We start from the raw sequence: 13,745 nt of genomic DNA on the forward strand, positions 1-13,745 counted from the left end.
AAGAAGCCGACGGGGTAATCGGGGCGCAATCGAAGGAGGCGCAAGCCCGAAAACTGTGCTTCCATCTTTGTGCCGACTGTGTCGCAGACCGTTTTCGCCACGCACCCAGGACCACCATGCACCACTCAACTCACGACCTGCTCTCGCCCGTTCCGGGCATCACCCGCCAGTTGCACAGCTTCCACTTCGGACCTCGCGGTGGCGGCAAAGTCTATATCCAGGCCTCGCTGCATGCCGACGAGCTGCCCGGCATGCTGGTGGCCTGGCACCTCAAAAGCCGCCTGGGTGAACTGGAACAGCAAGGCCGCCTGCAGCGCGAGATCATCCTGGTGCCGGTGGCCAACCCGGTCGGCCTGGAACAAGTGCTGCTGGACGCGCCGCTGGGACGATTCGAACTGCAAAGCGGCGAGAACTTCAACCGTAACTTCGTCGATCTTTCCGACAGCATCGGCGACCAGATCGAAGAACACCTGACCGAAGACCCGGCACACAACCTCGCGCTGATCCGCGAATACCTGCGGCGGGGGCTGGACGCACACCCGGCGCGCACACCGCTGCAGGCCCAACGCCTGATATTGCAGCGCCTTGCCTGCGATGCCGACATGGTGCTGGACCTGCACTGCGACTTCGAGGCGGTCGAGCACCTGTACACCACGCCAGACGCCTGGCCGCAGATCGAACCTCTGGCCCGCTACCTGGGTGCCCAAGCCAGCCTGCTTGCCACCGACTCTGGCGGGCAGTCGTTCGATGAATGCTTCAGCCTGGTCTGGTGGCAGCTGCAACAACGCTTCGGCAAACGTTTCCCGATTCCGCTGGGCTGCTGCTCGGTCACCGTCGAGTTGCGCGGCCAGGCCGATGTCAGCCACGACCTGGCCAGCAAGGACTGCCAGGCGATCCTCGACTTCCTTACCCATGCGGGGGTCATCGAAGGCGCAAGCCCGGCCCTGCCCGCCTTGCGCTGCCCGGCCACACCACTGGCCGCAGTAGAACCGGTGATAACGCCACTGGGCGGGTTGCTGGTGTACCACGCCCGGCCAGGCCAGCACCTGGAGGCGGGCCAGTTGATCGCTGAAGTCATCGACCCGCTCAGCGACCGGGTGACGGCCATCCGCAACAGCCAGCCCGGCCTGCTGTATGCACGTAACGTACGGCGCATGGCTACCGCAGGCATGGTCATCGCCCACGTCGCAGGCGAGCAGGTGTGCCGCAGCGGCTATCTGCTGGCAAACTGATCCGGTAAAACCATTGCGCCTGGCTGGTTGTCTGTAGAAACACAGCCACCGAAGGACCCTATGCCCCATGCCCGCCGCCACCGACCTCGCCAAGGCCTGGTTCGCCAAGCGTGGCTGGAAGCCTTTCGCTTTCCAGCGCCGCGTCTGGGCCGCCGTGGAACGGGGCGAATCCGGCTTGCTGCATGCCAGTACCGGTGCCGGCAAGACCTACGCGGTATGGCTCGCCGCACTGAGGGCCTTCAAGGCCGAAGCCCAAGGACGTCATGCTGCACCCTTGCAGGTGGTGTGGGTTACCCCCATGCGAGCCTTGGCCGCCGACACCGCCCGCGCACTGCAGATGCCGCTGGACGACCTGGGCCTGCCCTGGAGCGTGGGCATTCGCAGCGGCGACACCGGCAGTGCCGAACGTGCCCGGCAAGCACGGCGCCTGCCCAGCGTACTGGTCACTACCCCTGAAAGCCTTACGCTGCTGTTGACCCGGGCACAAGCTCGCGAAGACTTCGCCACACTGCGCCTGGTAGTGGTGGACGAATGGCACGAACTACTGGGCAACAAGCGTGGAGTACAACTGCAACTGGCTTTGGCCCGCCTGCGCCACTGGCACCCGAGCCTGCCGACCTGGGGCCTGTCCGCGACCCTCGGCAATCTCCAACATGCGCTGGACGTATTGCTGCCACAAGGCGGCCTGCTGGTACAAGGCCGACAGGACAAGCAGTTGCAGGTCGATACCCTGCTGCCAACGGCCATCGAGCGCTTCCCCTGGGCCGGGCACATGGGTTTGAAGATGCTCGATCAGGTCAGCCGGGAGATCGATGCCAGCACTAGTTGCCTTGTCTTCACCAACACTCGGGCGCAGGCCGAACTCTGGTACCAGGCCCTGCTCGAGGTACGCCCCGAGTGGGCCGGGCTGATTGCCTTGCACCATGCCTCACTGGCCCGCGATACCCGTGACTGGGTCGAGCGCAGCCTCAAGCAAGGCAACCTGAAGGCAGTGATCTGCACCTCCAGCCTGGACCTGGGGGTGGACTTCCTGCCCGTGGAGCGAGTACTGCAGATCGGTTCCGCCAAGGGCATTGCCCGCCTCGTGCAACGGGCCGGGCGCTCCGGCCATGCGCCGGGGCGGCGCTCCCGGGTGACTCTGGTGCCCACCCACAGCCTGGAACTGGTGGAAGCAGCCGCCGCCAGGCACGCCCTGGCAGCCGGGCACATCGAAGCCCGGCATTCGCCGCGCTTGTGCATGGACGTGCTGGTGCAACACTTGGTAAGCATGGCTTTGGGCAGCGGCTTTCACCCGCAGCAGTTGCTGGCCGAAGTGCGCAGTACCTGGGCCTTCAGCGAATTGCGTGACAGCCAGTGGCAATGGGCGCTGGACTTCGTCTGCCATGGCGGCAGCTCACTCAGCGCCTACCCAGACTACCAGCGCGTCGAGCGCCAGCCCGACGGCACTTACAAGGTTGCCAGCGAACGTTTGGCACGTCGCCACCGCATGAGTATCGGTACCATCGTCAGCGACGCCAGCCTGCAGCTCAAGTACTGGAGCAAGGGTGGTGGGGGCAAGGCGCTGGGCAGCGTCGAAGAGGCGTTCATTGCCCGTTTGCGCCCTGGCGACACCTTGGTGTTCGCCGGGCGAGTGCTGGAACTGGTGCGCGTGGAAAACATGACGGCCTACGTACGCCGCAGTACCGCGCGCAAGGCAGCGGTTGCACGCTGGAATGGTGGCCGCATGCCGCTCTCCAGCGAACTGGCCGACGCACTGGTCGAGCAGCTCGGCGCAGCATCCCAAGGGCGCTTTCAAAGCCCGGAGATGCGTGCAGTACGCCCCCTGCTGGCCTTGCAGGCGCAATGGTCGGCGCTGCCCACCCCCGAAACGCTGCTGGCAGAAACCTTCAAGTCGCGCCAGGGTTGGCACCTGTTCCTGTATCCGTTCGCCGGGCGCATGGCCAACCTTGGACTGGCCAACCTGATCGCCTGGCGGGTGAGCCGCGTGCAGCCGCTTTCGGTTTCGATTGCGGTCAATGACTACGGTTTCGAACTGCTCAGTCCAGGCAAGGTGGACTGGACGACGCACCTGCCGCAGGCACTTGGTACCGAACACCTGCTGGATGATGTGCTGGCCAGCCTCAACGCAGGAGAAATGGCGTTGCGTCGTTTTCGCGAGATCGCACAGATTGCCGGGTTGGTGTTTGGCGGGTATCCGGCGGCGCAGAAAAGCCTCAGGCAGATCCAGGCCTCCAGCGGCTTGTTCTATGAGGTATTTCGCAAGCATGACACCGGCAACCTGCTGCTGGCCCAGGCACGGGACGAGGTGCTGAATGAGGAACTGGAGATCGAGCGGTTGCACCGGCAATTGCTGAAGATGGGCCAGTTACAGCTGGAACTGCGACCACTCAAACGGCCCGGACCGTTGGCATTTGCCTTGCTGGTGGAAGGCATGCGCGAAACGTTGAGCACCGAGAGACTGGCGGACCGGATTGCGAGGATGGTCGCGGAGCTGAACAGTGCGGCGGACGCTACGGAATGACCAACCTTCTACCCATCGAACACCATGGCCAAGTGCTCTGGCTGCTTTCGGACAAGGCCATCTACTGGCCAGCCCGTCATGCTCTGCTGGTGGCCGACGTGCACATCGGCAAGGCAGCAAGCTATCGCGCCTTGCACCAACCGGTACCGCGCGGCACCACCGAGGCGACACTCTCCCGCCTGGATGCATTGCTGGCAAGGCATGATTGCGAGCAACTGATCATTCTTGGCGATTTTCTGCATGCGCGCGCAGCGCAGGCGCCGGCAACTTTGGCAACGCTGCAGGCCTGGCGAGAGCGCCACAGAACCCTGAAAATCGTGCTGATCCGCGGCAATCACGATCGAAACGCCGGTGACCCGCCCGCGTCACTTGGTATCGAAGTCGTGAGCGAACCTTGGCTGTTGGAACCCTTTGCGCTACAGCACGAACCCCGCCCCCACCCGACCCAACCGGTGTTGGCAGGGCACGTACACCCGGTATTCGTCCTGCGCGGCAAGGCTCGGCAACGCCTGCGATTGCCCTGCTTCCTGATCGATGGACAGGTCAGCCTGCTGCCGGCGTTCGGTGAGTTTACCGGGGGTTGGGAAATCGCCCCCACGGGCGCCAGCCGGGTGTTCCTGACCGGTGCAGACCGCGTCTGGCCGCTCTAGCCCGGATCACTCAGGCTACAGGTGCCGGTGGAGGCTCGTCCGGCAGGGTCGGCTCGCCCGGCTCCATGGGTGGTGTATCACCGGGCTCCGGCGGTTGCGGGGTATCCGGGTCAGGCTGGTGGGGCACGCCCCCCGCCTGCATCGGCAGCGGGTGTGCCAGCAGTGACCATGGTAGCAACCCGACGTGGTTGGGCTGCAGGCCTGCCAGCTTGGCACTGATTGCGGGGTGGAGTTTCATTGGCTGCTCCTGGCAAGGCCGCTACGCGTCATGCGTACCGGCGTTATCCAGTTGGAGTACCAAAGGCGCGGGGAATTCCCCGCGCTTGTCGGCTCAGGTACGCGGCAGGGTGACGCCGCGCTGGCCCTGGTACTTGCCGCCACGGTCCTTGTACGACACTTCACATTCTTCGTCGGACTGCAGGAACAGCATCTGGGCCACACCTTCGTTGGCGTAGATCTTCGCCGGCAGCGTGGTGGTATTGGAGAACTCCAGTGTCACATGGCCTTCCCACTCGGGCTCGAGCGGGGTGACATTGACGATGATGCCGCAACGGGCGTAGGTGCTCTTGCCCAGGCAAATGGTCAACACATCACGCGGAATGCGGAAATACTCGACGGTACGCGCCAGGGCGAAGGAGTTTGGCGGGATGATGCACACGTCGCTCTTGATGTCGACGAAACTGCCTGCATCGAAGTTCTTCGGGTCGACGGTGGCCGAGTTGATATTGGTAAACACCTTGAATTCGTCGGCGCAGCGCACGTCGTAGCCGTAGCTGGAGACGCCGAAGGAGATCACCCGGCTGTCCTGTTCGCCGCGCACCTGGCGCTCGACGAACGGTTCGATCATGCCGTGTTCCTGCGCCATGCGGCGAATCCACTTGTCCGATTTGATGCTCATGGCGGGGTGTCCTGAAGAGTTGCGAGGTGAAAATTCGAGACGCGCATCTTACCGGTCCCGGCGCCCAGGTTAAAGTTCCATGCCTCATCCCGCGCCGGGCGGGGGCTTCAGCCGCCGTCGATCCGAATTTGCGTAAAGCGCCTTCTGACCATTGGCAGGTTGCGGAAAGTGGGGTAAGGTGGCGCCACTGTGCTGCACGTGACACCGAGAATCTCTAGTTTGATGCACGATCCTGATCGGCCCATCGCTGAATTTTCTGCTCTCTTTGCGCTCAGTCCCGGCCAGGGTTTTTCCTGACCGTTATCAAATTGTCCAAGGAGACAGAAAAATGTCCAACCGTCAATCCGGTGTTGTTAAGTGGTTCAACGATGAGAAAGGCTACGGCTTCATCACCCCTCAGTCGGGCGACGACCTGTTCGTGCACTTCAAAGCCATCCAAGCTGACGGCTTCAAAACCCTGAAAGAAGGCCAGGCTGTTACTTTCGTCGCTACCCGCGGCCAGAAAGGCATGCAGGCTGAAGAAGTTCAGATCGCCTAAGTCGATCGAAGCTTCCTAGCTTTCAAAAAACCCGCCTTCCGGCGGGTTTTTTTATGCCTGGCCGAAAGACCGTGTCGCCTGCTTCGCGGGCTTGCCCGCGAAGAGAGCGACGCGATCTGACAGATCAATCTTCGCTGATGGTAATGCTAGGCATCGCCGGCGCAGCAGCTTCCTGCAGCACGATCCGCGCGCCCACCTGACGGGCCAGCTCCTGATAGACCATCGCAATCTGGCTTTCCGGCTCGGCGATCGCCGTCGGCTTGCCACTATCGGCCTGCTCGCGAATCAGCATCGACAGCGGCAACGACGCCAACAGGTCGACGCCATACTGGCTCGCCAGCTTCTCGCCACCGCCTTCGCCGAACAGGTGCTCGGCATGACCGCAGTTCGAGCAGATGTGCACGGCCATGTTCTCCACCACGCCCAGCACCGGGATGTTGACCTTGCGGAACATCTCCACGCCCTTCTTGGCATCCAGCAGGGCCAGGTCCTGCGGGGTGGTGACGATGACCGAACCGGCAACCGGTACCTTCTGCGCCAGGGTCAGCTGGATGTCACCGGTGCCCGGCGGCATGTCGATCACCAGGTAATCCAGGTCGTCCCAGGCAGTCTGGGTCACCAGCTGCAGCAGCGCGCCGGAAACCATAGGGCCACGCCATACCATCGGCGTGTTGTCGTCGGTAAGGAACGCCATGGACATGACTTCCACGCCATGGGCCTTGATCGGCACGAACCACTTCTGCTCGCGAATCTGCGGGCGGGTGCCTTCGGCGATGCCGAACATCACGCCCTGGCTGGGGCCATAGATATCGGCATCGAGAATACCCACTCGCGCGCCCTCGCGAGCCAGCGCCAGGGCCAGGTTGGCAGCGGTGGTCGACTTGCCCACACCGCCCTTGCCCGAGGCCACGGCGATGATGTTCTTGACGTTGGCCATTGCCGGCACCTGGGCCTGGGCCTTGTGCGCAGCCACCACGCAGTCGATCGACACCTGGGCACTGCTGACGCCCTCCAGGTTGCCGATGGCGGTCTGCAGCACCTGGGCCCAGCCGTTCTTGAACAGCCCTGCGGCATAACCCAGTTGCAATTGCACGCTGACCTGGCCGCCCTGGATATCGATTGCGCGCACACAGCCGGCGCTGATCGGGTCCTGGTTCAGGTAGGGGTCGGTGTACTGGCGAAGCACGCCTTCGACGGCGGCACGGGTGACGGCACTCATGGAGACTCCCAATGGCAAACTGAATGTAAAACAGACGCCTATCCTAACCCGTCAATCGTCAGCAGATGCGCATGCGGGGTGAAATATCTTCGCCAGCCCTTTATAGTGGCCGATCAACCTCATTTTTACCCCGTCGCCAGATAAGTAGCCGAGCCACCATGTCCGAGCCACGTCAGATTCTCGTCACCAGCGCCTTGCCCTATGCCAACGGATCGATCCACCTTGGCCATATGCTCGAGTACATCCAGACAGACATGTGGGTCCGCTTCCAGAAGCTGCGCGGCAACCAGTGCATCTACGTCTGCGCCGACGACGCCCACGGTTCGGCCATCATGCTGCGCGCCGAGAAAGAAGGCATCACCCCGGAACAGCTGATCGCCAACGTCCAGGCCGAACACAGCAGCGACTTCGCCGACTTCCTGGTGGACTTCGACAACTTCCACTCTACCCACAGCGAAGAAAACCGCGAACTGTCGGGCCTGATCTACGCGCGCCTGCGAGACGCCGGGCACATCGCCACCCGTTCGGTAACCCAGTATTTCGACCCGGAAAAGGGCATGTTCCTCGCCGACCGCTTCATCAAGGGCACCTGCCCCAAGTGCGCGGCCGAAGACCAGTACGGCGACAACTGCGAGAAATGCGGCGCCACCTACGCGCCCACCGAGCTGAAGAACCCCAAGTCGGCCATCTCTGGTGCCACCCCGGTATTGCGTGATTCCCAGCACTTCTTCTTCAAGCTGCCGGACTTCCAGGCCATGCTGCAGCAGTGGACCCGTAGCGGCACGCTGCAGGACGCGGTAGCCAACAAGCTGGCCGAATGGCTGGACTCGGGCCTGCAGGAGTGGGACATCTCGCGCGACGCGCCGTACTTCGGCTTCGAGATCCCAGGCGAGCCAGGCAAGTACTTCTACGTGTGGCTGGATGCACCGATCGGCTACATGGCCAGCTTCAAGAACCTTTGTGCACGCCGCCCGGAGCTGGACTTCGACGCGTTCTGGAACGAAGGCTCCAAGGCCGAGCTGTACCACTTCATCGGCAAGGACATCGTCAACTTCCACGCCCTGTTCTGGCCAGCCATGCTCGAAGGCGCGGGCTTCCGCAAGCCGAGCGCGGTCAACGTGCACGGCTACCTGACCGTGAACGGCGCCAAGATGTCCAAGTCGCGCGGTACCTTCATCAAGGCCCGCACCTACCTCGACCACCTGCAGCCGGAATACCTGCGCTACTACTACGCCGCCAAGCTGGGCCGTGGCGTCGATGACCTGGACCTGAACCTGGAAGACTTCGTACAGAAGGTCAACTCCGACCTGGTTGGCAAGGTGGTTAACATCGCCAGCCGCTGCGCCGGTTTCATCCACAAGGGCAATGAAGGCGTGATGGTGGCTGGCGATGCTGCACCGGAGCTGACCGAAGCCTTCCTGGCGGCCGCCCCGTCGATCGCCGACGCCTATGAAGGCCGCGACTTCGGCCGTGCCATGCGCGAAATCATGGCGCTGGCCGATCGCGCCAACGCCTGGATCGCTGACAAGGCCCCATGGTCGCTGGCCAAACAGGAAGGCAAGCAGGATGAAGTTCAGGCCATCTGCGCCCAAGGCATCAACTTGTTCCGTCAGCTGGTGATCTTCCTCAAGCCGGTGCTGCCGGTACTGGCTGCCGATGCCGAGGCCTTCCTCAACGTGGCACCACTGACCTGGAACGACCACCTGTCGCGCCTGGAAAACCACCAATTGAACCCGTTCAAGGCGCTGATGAGCCGCATCGAACCGGCCAAGGTCGAAGCCATGGTCGCCGCCAGCAAGGAAGACCTGCTGGCCGCCGAAGCCAAGGCCCCGGCCGGCAATGGCGAGCTGGCCAAGGACCCGCTGTCGGCGGAAATCGAGTTCGACACCTTCGCTGCCGTCGATCTGCGCGTGGCACTGATCGTCAAGGCCGAGGCCGTACCGGGCGCGGACAAGCTGCTGCAACTGACCCTGGACATCGGTGACGAGCGCCGCAACGTGTTTTCCGGCATCAAGTCGGCGTACCCCGACCCGTCCCAGCTGGAAGGCCGGCTGACCATGATGGTGGCCAACCTCAAACCACGGAAGATGCGCTTTGGGGTGTCCGAAGGGATGGTCATGGCGGCCGGGCCTGGCGGTGAAGAGATCTACCTGCTGAGCCCGGACAGCGGTGCCAAGCCAGGCCAGCGCATCAAGTAACAAAACCTGCTGGACCTTGTGGGAGCGGGCGTGCCCGCGAAACTGACTACGCGGTGCATGGCACTGGCGTTGCCGGTGCTCGCGGGCACGCCCGCTCTCACAATGACTCCGGCACCTTGATGCCAAACCCGGACAATCGCCCCGATTCCCGGCTATCGTCATCTCATGAGCGACTACATCCTGGTACTGATCAGCGCTGCGCTGGTCAATCACCTGTGCCTGCAACAACAGCCATTCCCAAGGCTGCACCTCCACGTGCACGGCCTCGCCTGCGCACTGTGCATTGCCTTGGGCGTGATCGGCGCACAACTACTGGTGCGCGGGGTGCTTGCCCCACTGCAAGCCCAGGACCTTGCCCTGTTCCTGTTGTTGCCCTGGCTGGCCGTGCTTGCCTGGGGCGTACCATGGCTACTGACAAGATGGCGCCCGAGCTGGCCGGTGACGCAACTGCCCGCGCTGCTGTTGAGCAACGCGGTAGTACTGGGCTTGACCCTGCAACAGGCAAGCGACGAAAGCACATGGCTCGCTACCTTGCTGCAAGGCCTGCTGGCCGGCGGCGGCTTCTGGCTGGCGTTGGTGCTGTTCGCCGACCTGCGCCAGCGCAGCGCTCATGCCGACGTCCCCGGGGCAATGCGCGGCCTGCCCATCGAACTGCTTGGGGCCGGAGTAATGGCCATGGCGTTTTCCGGCTTCAACGGGCTGTTTGCCCAATGACCGCCAAGCCCGACCCGCGGCTACGCACCAGCATGGGCCTGGTGTTGCTGGCCTGCGTACCTGGCCTGCTGGCGCTGTTCTGGCTTCATGGCTGGAGTTTGCTACTGAACCTGTTGCTGTGCGCCAGCACCGCGCTGCTGTGCGAGGCGCTGTTGCTTACCTTGCGAGCACAACCGCTGCGCACGGCGCTGAACGACGGCAGCGCGCTGGTGACCGCCGTGCTTCTGGCCGCCGCCCTGCCCACCTTGGCACCCTGGTGGTTGCCGGTGGTCGCTACCAGCGTTGCCATCGGCATCGGCAAGCAGGCCTTTGGCGGGGTTGGGCGCAACCTGTTCAACCCGGCCATGGTCGGCTACGCCTTCGTGCTGCTGAGCTTCCCGTTGCAGATGAACCATTGGCCGGGGCCGGCACCAGGCCTGCTCGACAGCCTGCAGCTGGTGTTCGCCGGCGGCGAGCAGATCGATGCCTGGGCCAGGCCGACGCTGCTCGACGGCCTTCGCCACAACCACAGCCTGACCATCGATGAACTGTTCGCCGGTCACCCGGGTTTCGGCAGCATCGGTGGACGGGGCAGCGAATGGGTCAACCTGGCGTTCCTGCTGGGCGGCCTGTTCCTGCTGCAACGCAAGGTTATCAGTTGGCATGCGCCGGCCGGTCTGCTGGCTGGGTTGTTCCTGTTCAGCCTGCTGGGCTGGAATGGCTCGGGCTCGGACTCCAACGGCTCTCCCCTGGTGCACCTGTTCTCCGGCTCGACAATGATGGCGGCGTTCTTCATTGCCACCGAACCGGTGTCCGGGCCCCGGCAGGAGTGGGCGAAGCTGGGTTTCGGCCTGGGGGCGGGCCTGCTGATCTATCTGATCCGCACCTGGGGTAGCTACCCGGACGGTACAGCGTTCGCCGTCCTGCTCATGAACCTCATGGCGCCGAGCCTCGAACGCCTGGCTCTGCAGCGCCAGCAGGTTGCCCGATGAAGCGCCTGGTACGTGATGTGGGTTTGTTGCTCCTGACCGGAGCACTGGCGCTGTCGACCACTTTGGCCTGGCGGCACTGGACCAGCGCAGCCATCGCCGACGCCGAGAAGCAACTGAATAGCCGCCAGCGGCTGGCGGTGTTGCCAGAAGGCAGTTACGACAACCAACCTTTGGACAGCCCGTTGCCCAGGCCCGCCGCACAGCGGCCAAACAGCCGCATCCTGGCAGCTTACCGGGCAACGCTGGCGGGTAAACCGGCCGCCGTCATACTGGTCACAAAGGCCCAGGGCTATGCCGGGCCTATCGTGTTGAGCGTGGCCATCGCAGCGGACGGCCGACTGATCGGCAGCCAGGTGGTCGAGCACCAGGAAAGCCCTGGGCTGGGTGCACGCCTGGGTGATGCGCAGCTGAACTGGCTGGGGCAATTTGCCAACCGTCAGCTGGGCGACCACTGGGCGCTGAAGCGCGACCAGGGCGACTTTGACCAGTTGGCCGGCGCAACCGTGACCTCACGTGCAGTGATCGTCGCGCTACAGGAAGCGCTGAGCTACTTCGATGAGCAGCGCAGCGTATTGCTGGAGGGCGCCACGCATGAATAGGCTCTACCTGCTCGGCGCAAGCCTGGTGCCTCTGCTGGGCGCCACCCGAACACTGAGCGAAGGCGCCACCATAGGCGTGTGCGCAGTGCTGCTGAGCAGCCTTCACCAGCTATCAATGGCACCCCTGCGCCGACGGTCCGCCACCTGGACCTATGTACTGGCCAGCCTGCTGGTTCTGGCGGCCCTGGCCAGTTGCTTGCAACTGGCACTGCGTGCCTGGCTGCTGCCACTGGCACTCGCCCTCGGCCACTATCCCGCACTGCTGTGCCTGCAATGCCTGGCCATTGACTACCTGCTGCCCGATCAAGGGCGCTGGCGCCTGCTCGCCGGCCACCTTTGCGCGTTGTTTGCCACATGCCTGCTGCTTGGTGCCAGCCGCCAATGGCTGGCCGACGGTATCGGCCTGCACCTGGCCAGCCTGGCCCCGGGCGCCTTGCTACTGCTCGGACTGCTGTTGGCCTTGTACAATCGTCTGCGTCCGGGCCCTGCCCAATCACGTCATCAAGGAAAGCTCTGATTTCATGAATGCCGCCAAACGCCTGGAGATCTTTCGCAGGCTGCACGAAGACAACCCCGACCCGAAGACCGAACTGGCGTACACCACCCCGTTCGAGTTGCTGGTCGCCGTGACACTGTCTGCGCAATCCACCGATGTCGGCGTCAACAAGGCTACCGCACGCCTGTTCCCGGTCGCCAACACCCCCGAGGCCATCTATGCGCTGGGCGTCGAAGGCCTGAGTGAGTACATCAAGACCATTGGCTTGTACAACAGCAAGGCGAAAAACGTTATCGAAGCCTGCCGGCTGCTGATCGAACGCCATGACAGCCAGGTCCCGCAGACACGCGAAGCCCTGGAGGCGCTACCCGGCGTTGGCCGCAAGACCGCCAACGTAGTGCTCAACACAGCGTTCCGCCAGCCGACCATGGCCGTGGATACCCATATCTTCCGGGTCAGCAACCGTACGGGCATTGCGCCAGGCAAGACGGTGCTGGAAGTGGAGAAAAAGCTGATCAAGTTCGTGCCAAAGGATTACCTGCTCGACGCCCACCACTGGCTGATCCTGCACGGGCGCTATGTGTGCCAGGCACGCAAGCCACGCTGCGGCAGTTGCCGGATTGAAGACTTGTGCGAGTACAAGCACAAGACCTCCGACGATTGAGTCGATAGCTCGAAACCACCCACTGCGATTGAAAAAATCTTTTTTACCAGCGTCTGCTTTCTGGTTATAAGGACGGCCAATGGCCCCTTGGCTTGGAGCGACTCATGAGTAGCGATAAAGACGACCTGTCGATCGAAGATGATTTTGTTGCCGCAGATGACGAAGCGGAACCCCAGGTGGAAACCGCAAAGACCAACCTGAGCAAGCGCCGCACCATCGACAATATGCTGGAGGAAAGGCGCCTGCAGAAGCAGTTGGCCGACTTCGACTACGATCTGTAACCTTGGCAAAGCCTCCTGGCTGGAGGCTTTACGGCCTTGGTGATCAGCTTAACCCTTGCCGTTGCGCCAGCTCGATCAAGTCGACCAGCGACCGTGCATTGAGCTTGAGCAACAGGCGCGACTTGTAGGTACTGACCGTCTTGTTGCTGAGGAACATGCTGTCGGCAATTTCCTTGTTGGAACGCCCTCGCGCCAGCTGCTGCAACACGGTCATCTCCCTTGCCGAGAGGCGGTTGACCATATCCGTCTCGCTCCCCCCCCTTCCACGTGATACGTGCAGGGCCTGGTTGGGGAAGTAGCTGTAGCCCGACAGTACGGCCTTGATGGCGCTCAGCAGTTCGGTGAGTTCCTGCTGCTTGCACACATACCCCGCCGCCCCCGCCTGCATGCAGCGCATCGAGAAGTTGCCGGGGGCCTGCGATGTCAGCACCAGCACCTTGCTGCCCGGGCTGAAGGCCGTCATGCGGGTGATTACTTCCAGGCCATCCAGCTTGGGGATGCCGATATCGAGCACCACGATATCCGGCAGGTGTTGCCGTGTCAGTTGCAGCGCAGCCACTCCGTTGTCGGTTTCCGCCACGACGTCATACCCATGCCGCTCCATCAGCATGCGTACGGCCAGGCGTATGACCGGATGATCATCCACGATAAGCACTTTATTCATGCGATATCCATTCATTGCTTTTGCTTTGGCCCGCCAAGATAACCTACAGAGCGCCTGCTGGCGCGGTGATTTACCGGCGAAATATATGAACAGATGGAAC

Annotated in this window: 15 protein-coding genes; 11 read left to right on the forward strand and 4 right to left on the reverse strand. The window is 63.0% G+C overall.

All coding sequences use genetic code 11. From position 1 onward, the window contains the following. Positions 1-116: 116 nt before the first annotated feature. From GYA95_RS17525 to pdeM, 3 genes are all read left to right on the forward strand, one after another. The gene (locus GYA95_RS17525) at positions 117-1,232 is read left to right on the forward strand and encodes a succinylglutamate desuccinylase/aspartoacylase family protein (RefSeq protein ID WP_015271550.1); all 1,116 of its coding nucleotides are present in this window, start codon (positions 117-119) and stop codon (positions 1,230-1,232) included. 67 nt (positions 1,233-1,299) lie between these two features. After that, positions 1,300-3,753: a ligase-associated DNA damage response DEXH box helicase gene (locus GYA95_RS17530; protein WP_015271551.1), complete on the forward strand. Its 2,454-nt coding sequence runs from the start codon at positions 1,300-1,302 to the stop codon at positions 3,751-3,753. Further along, positions 3,750-4,403: a ligase-associated DNA damage response endonuclease PdeM gene (pdeM, locus tag GYA95_RS17535; RefSeq protein WP_015271552.1), complete on the forward strand. Its 654-nt coding sequence runs from the start codon at positions 3,750-3,752 to the stop codon at positions 4,401-4,403. Before GYA95_RS17530 ends, pdeM begins: the two co-directional genes overlap by 4 nt. A gap of 10 nt (positions 4,404-4,413) precedes the next feature. On the opposite strand, the gene GYA95_RS17540 is transcribed toward pdeM, so the two are convergent. Together GYA95_RS17540 and dcd are read right to left on the reverse strand one after the other, a co-directional pair. Next, complete coding sequence (locus GYA95_RS17540) at positions 4,414-4,641, reverse strand: hypothetical protein (protein ID WP_015271553.1); 228 nt, start codon at positions 4,639-4,641, stop codon at positions 4,414-4,416. A 93-nt stretch (positions 4,642-4,734) separates the two neighbouring features. Further along, positions 4,735-5,301, reverse strand: coding sequence for a dCTP deaminase (gene dcd, locus GYA95_RS17545; protein WP_003258001.1), 567 nt, complete (start codon positions 5,299-5,301; stop codon positions 4,735-4,737). A 328-nt stretch (positions 5,302-5,629) separates the two neighbouring features. Here dcd and GYA95_RS17550 point away from each other — a divergent pair, with 328 nt between their 5' ends. Continuing rightward, entirely contained in the window at positions 5,630-5,839 is a 210-nt protein-coding gene (locus tag GYA95_RS17550) for a cold-shock protein (protein WP_003254922.1), read from the forward strand. 124 nt (positions 5,840-5,963) lie between these two features. Here GYA95_RS17550 and apbC read toward each other — a convergent pair whose 3' ends face one another. Continuing rightward, the gene (gene apbC, locus GYA95_RS17555; protein ID WP_015271554.1) at positions 5,964-7,058 is read right to left on the reverse strand and encodes an iron-sulfur cluster carrier protein ApbC; all 1,095 of its coding nucleotides are present in this window, start codon (positions 7,056-7,058) and stop codon (positions 5,964-5,966) included. Between the two features lie 158 nt (positions 7,059-7,216). Here apbC and metG point away from each other — a divergent pair, with 158 nt between their 5' ends. The 7 genes from metG to GYA95_RS27705 all read left to right on the forward strand — a co-directional run bounded on the left by metG (position 7,217) and on the right by GYA95_RS27705 (position 12,981). After that, the gene (metG, locus tag GYA95_RS17560) at positions 7,217-9,256 is read left to right on the forward strand and encodes a methionine--tRNA ligase (protein ID WP_015271555.1); all 2,040 of its coding nucleotides are present in this window, start codon (positions 7,217-7,219) and stop codon (positions 9,254-9,256) included. A 165-nt stretch (positions 9,257-9,421) separates the two neighbouring features. Further along, entirely contained in the window at positions 9,422-9,970 is a 549-nt protein-coding gene (locus tag GYA95_RS17565; RefSeq protein ID WP_015271556.1) for an Rnf-Nqr domain containing protein, read from the forward strand. Further along, positions 9,967-10,941: an RnfABCDGE type electron transport complex subunit D gene (locus GYA95_RS17570; protein WP_013973950.1), complete on the forward strand. Its 975-nt coding sequence runs from the start codon at positions 9,967-9,969 to the stop codon at positions 10,939-10,941. The genes GYA95_RS17565 and GYA95_RS17570 overlap by 4 nt, the downstream gene beginning before the upstream one ends. After that, on the forward strand, positions 10,938-11,540 hold the full coding sequence (locus GYA95_RS17575) for an RnfABCDGE type electron transport complex subunit G (RefSeq protein ID WP_015271557.1): 603 nt from the start codon (positions 10,938-10,940) through the stop codon (positions 11,538-11,540). The genes GYA95_RS17570 and GYA95_RS17575 overlap by 4 nt, the downstream gene beginning before the upstream one ends. Beyond that, a complete protein-coding gene (locus GYA95_RS17580; protein WP_015271558.1) occupies positions 11,533-12,057 on the forward strand; it encodes an Rnf-Nqr domain containing protein in 525 nt (174 codons plus the stop codon). The genes GYA95_RS17575 and GYA95_RS17580 overlap by 8 nt, the downstream gene beginning before the upstream one ends. A 4-nt stretch (positions 12,058-12,061) precedes the next feature. Beyond that, the gene (gene nth, locus GYA95_RS17585; RefSeq protein ID WP_013973953.1) at positions 12,062-12,700 is read left to right on the forward strand and encodes an endonuclease III; all 639 of its coding nucleotides are present in this window, start codon (positions 12,062-12,064) and stop codon (positions 12,698-12,700) included. A 104-nt stretch (positions 12,701-12,804) separates the two neighbouring features. After that, positions 12,805-12,981, forward strand: coding sequence for a PA3496 family putative envelope integrity protein (locus GYA95_RS27705; RefSeq protein ID WP_003258006.1), 177 nt, complete (start codon positions 12,805-12,807; stop codon positions 12,979-12,981). Positions 12,982-13,024: 43 nt separating this feature from the next. Here GYA95_RS27705 and GYA95_RS17590 read toward each other — a convergent pair whose 3' ends face one another. Beyond that, positions 13,025-13,645 carry a response regulator transcription factor gene (locus tag GYA95_RS17590; RefSeq protein ID WP_015271559.1) on the reverse strand — a complete coding sequence of 207 codons (621 nt, stop codon included), beginning with the start codon at positions 13,643-13,645 and terminating at the stop codon, positions 13,025-13,027. Between the last annotated feature and the right edge of the window lie 100 nt (positions 13,646-13,745).

This window comes from Pseudomonas asiatica (assembly GCF_009932335.1).
In the GTDB taxonomy this organism is placed as follows: Bacteria; Pseudomonadota; Gammaproteobacteria; order Pseudomonadales; family Pseudomonadaceae; genus Aquipseudomonas; species Aquipseudomonas asiatica.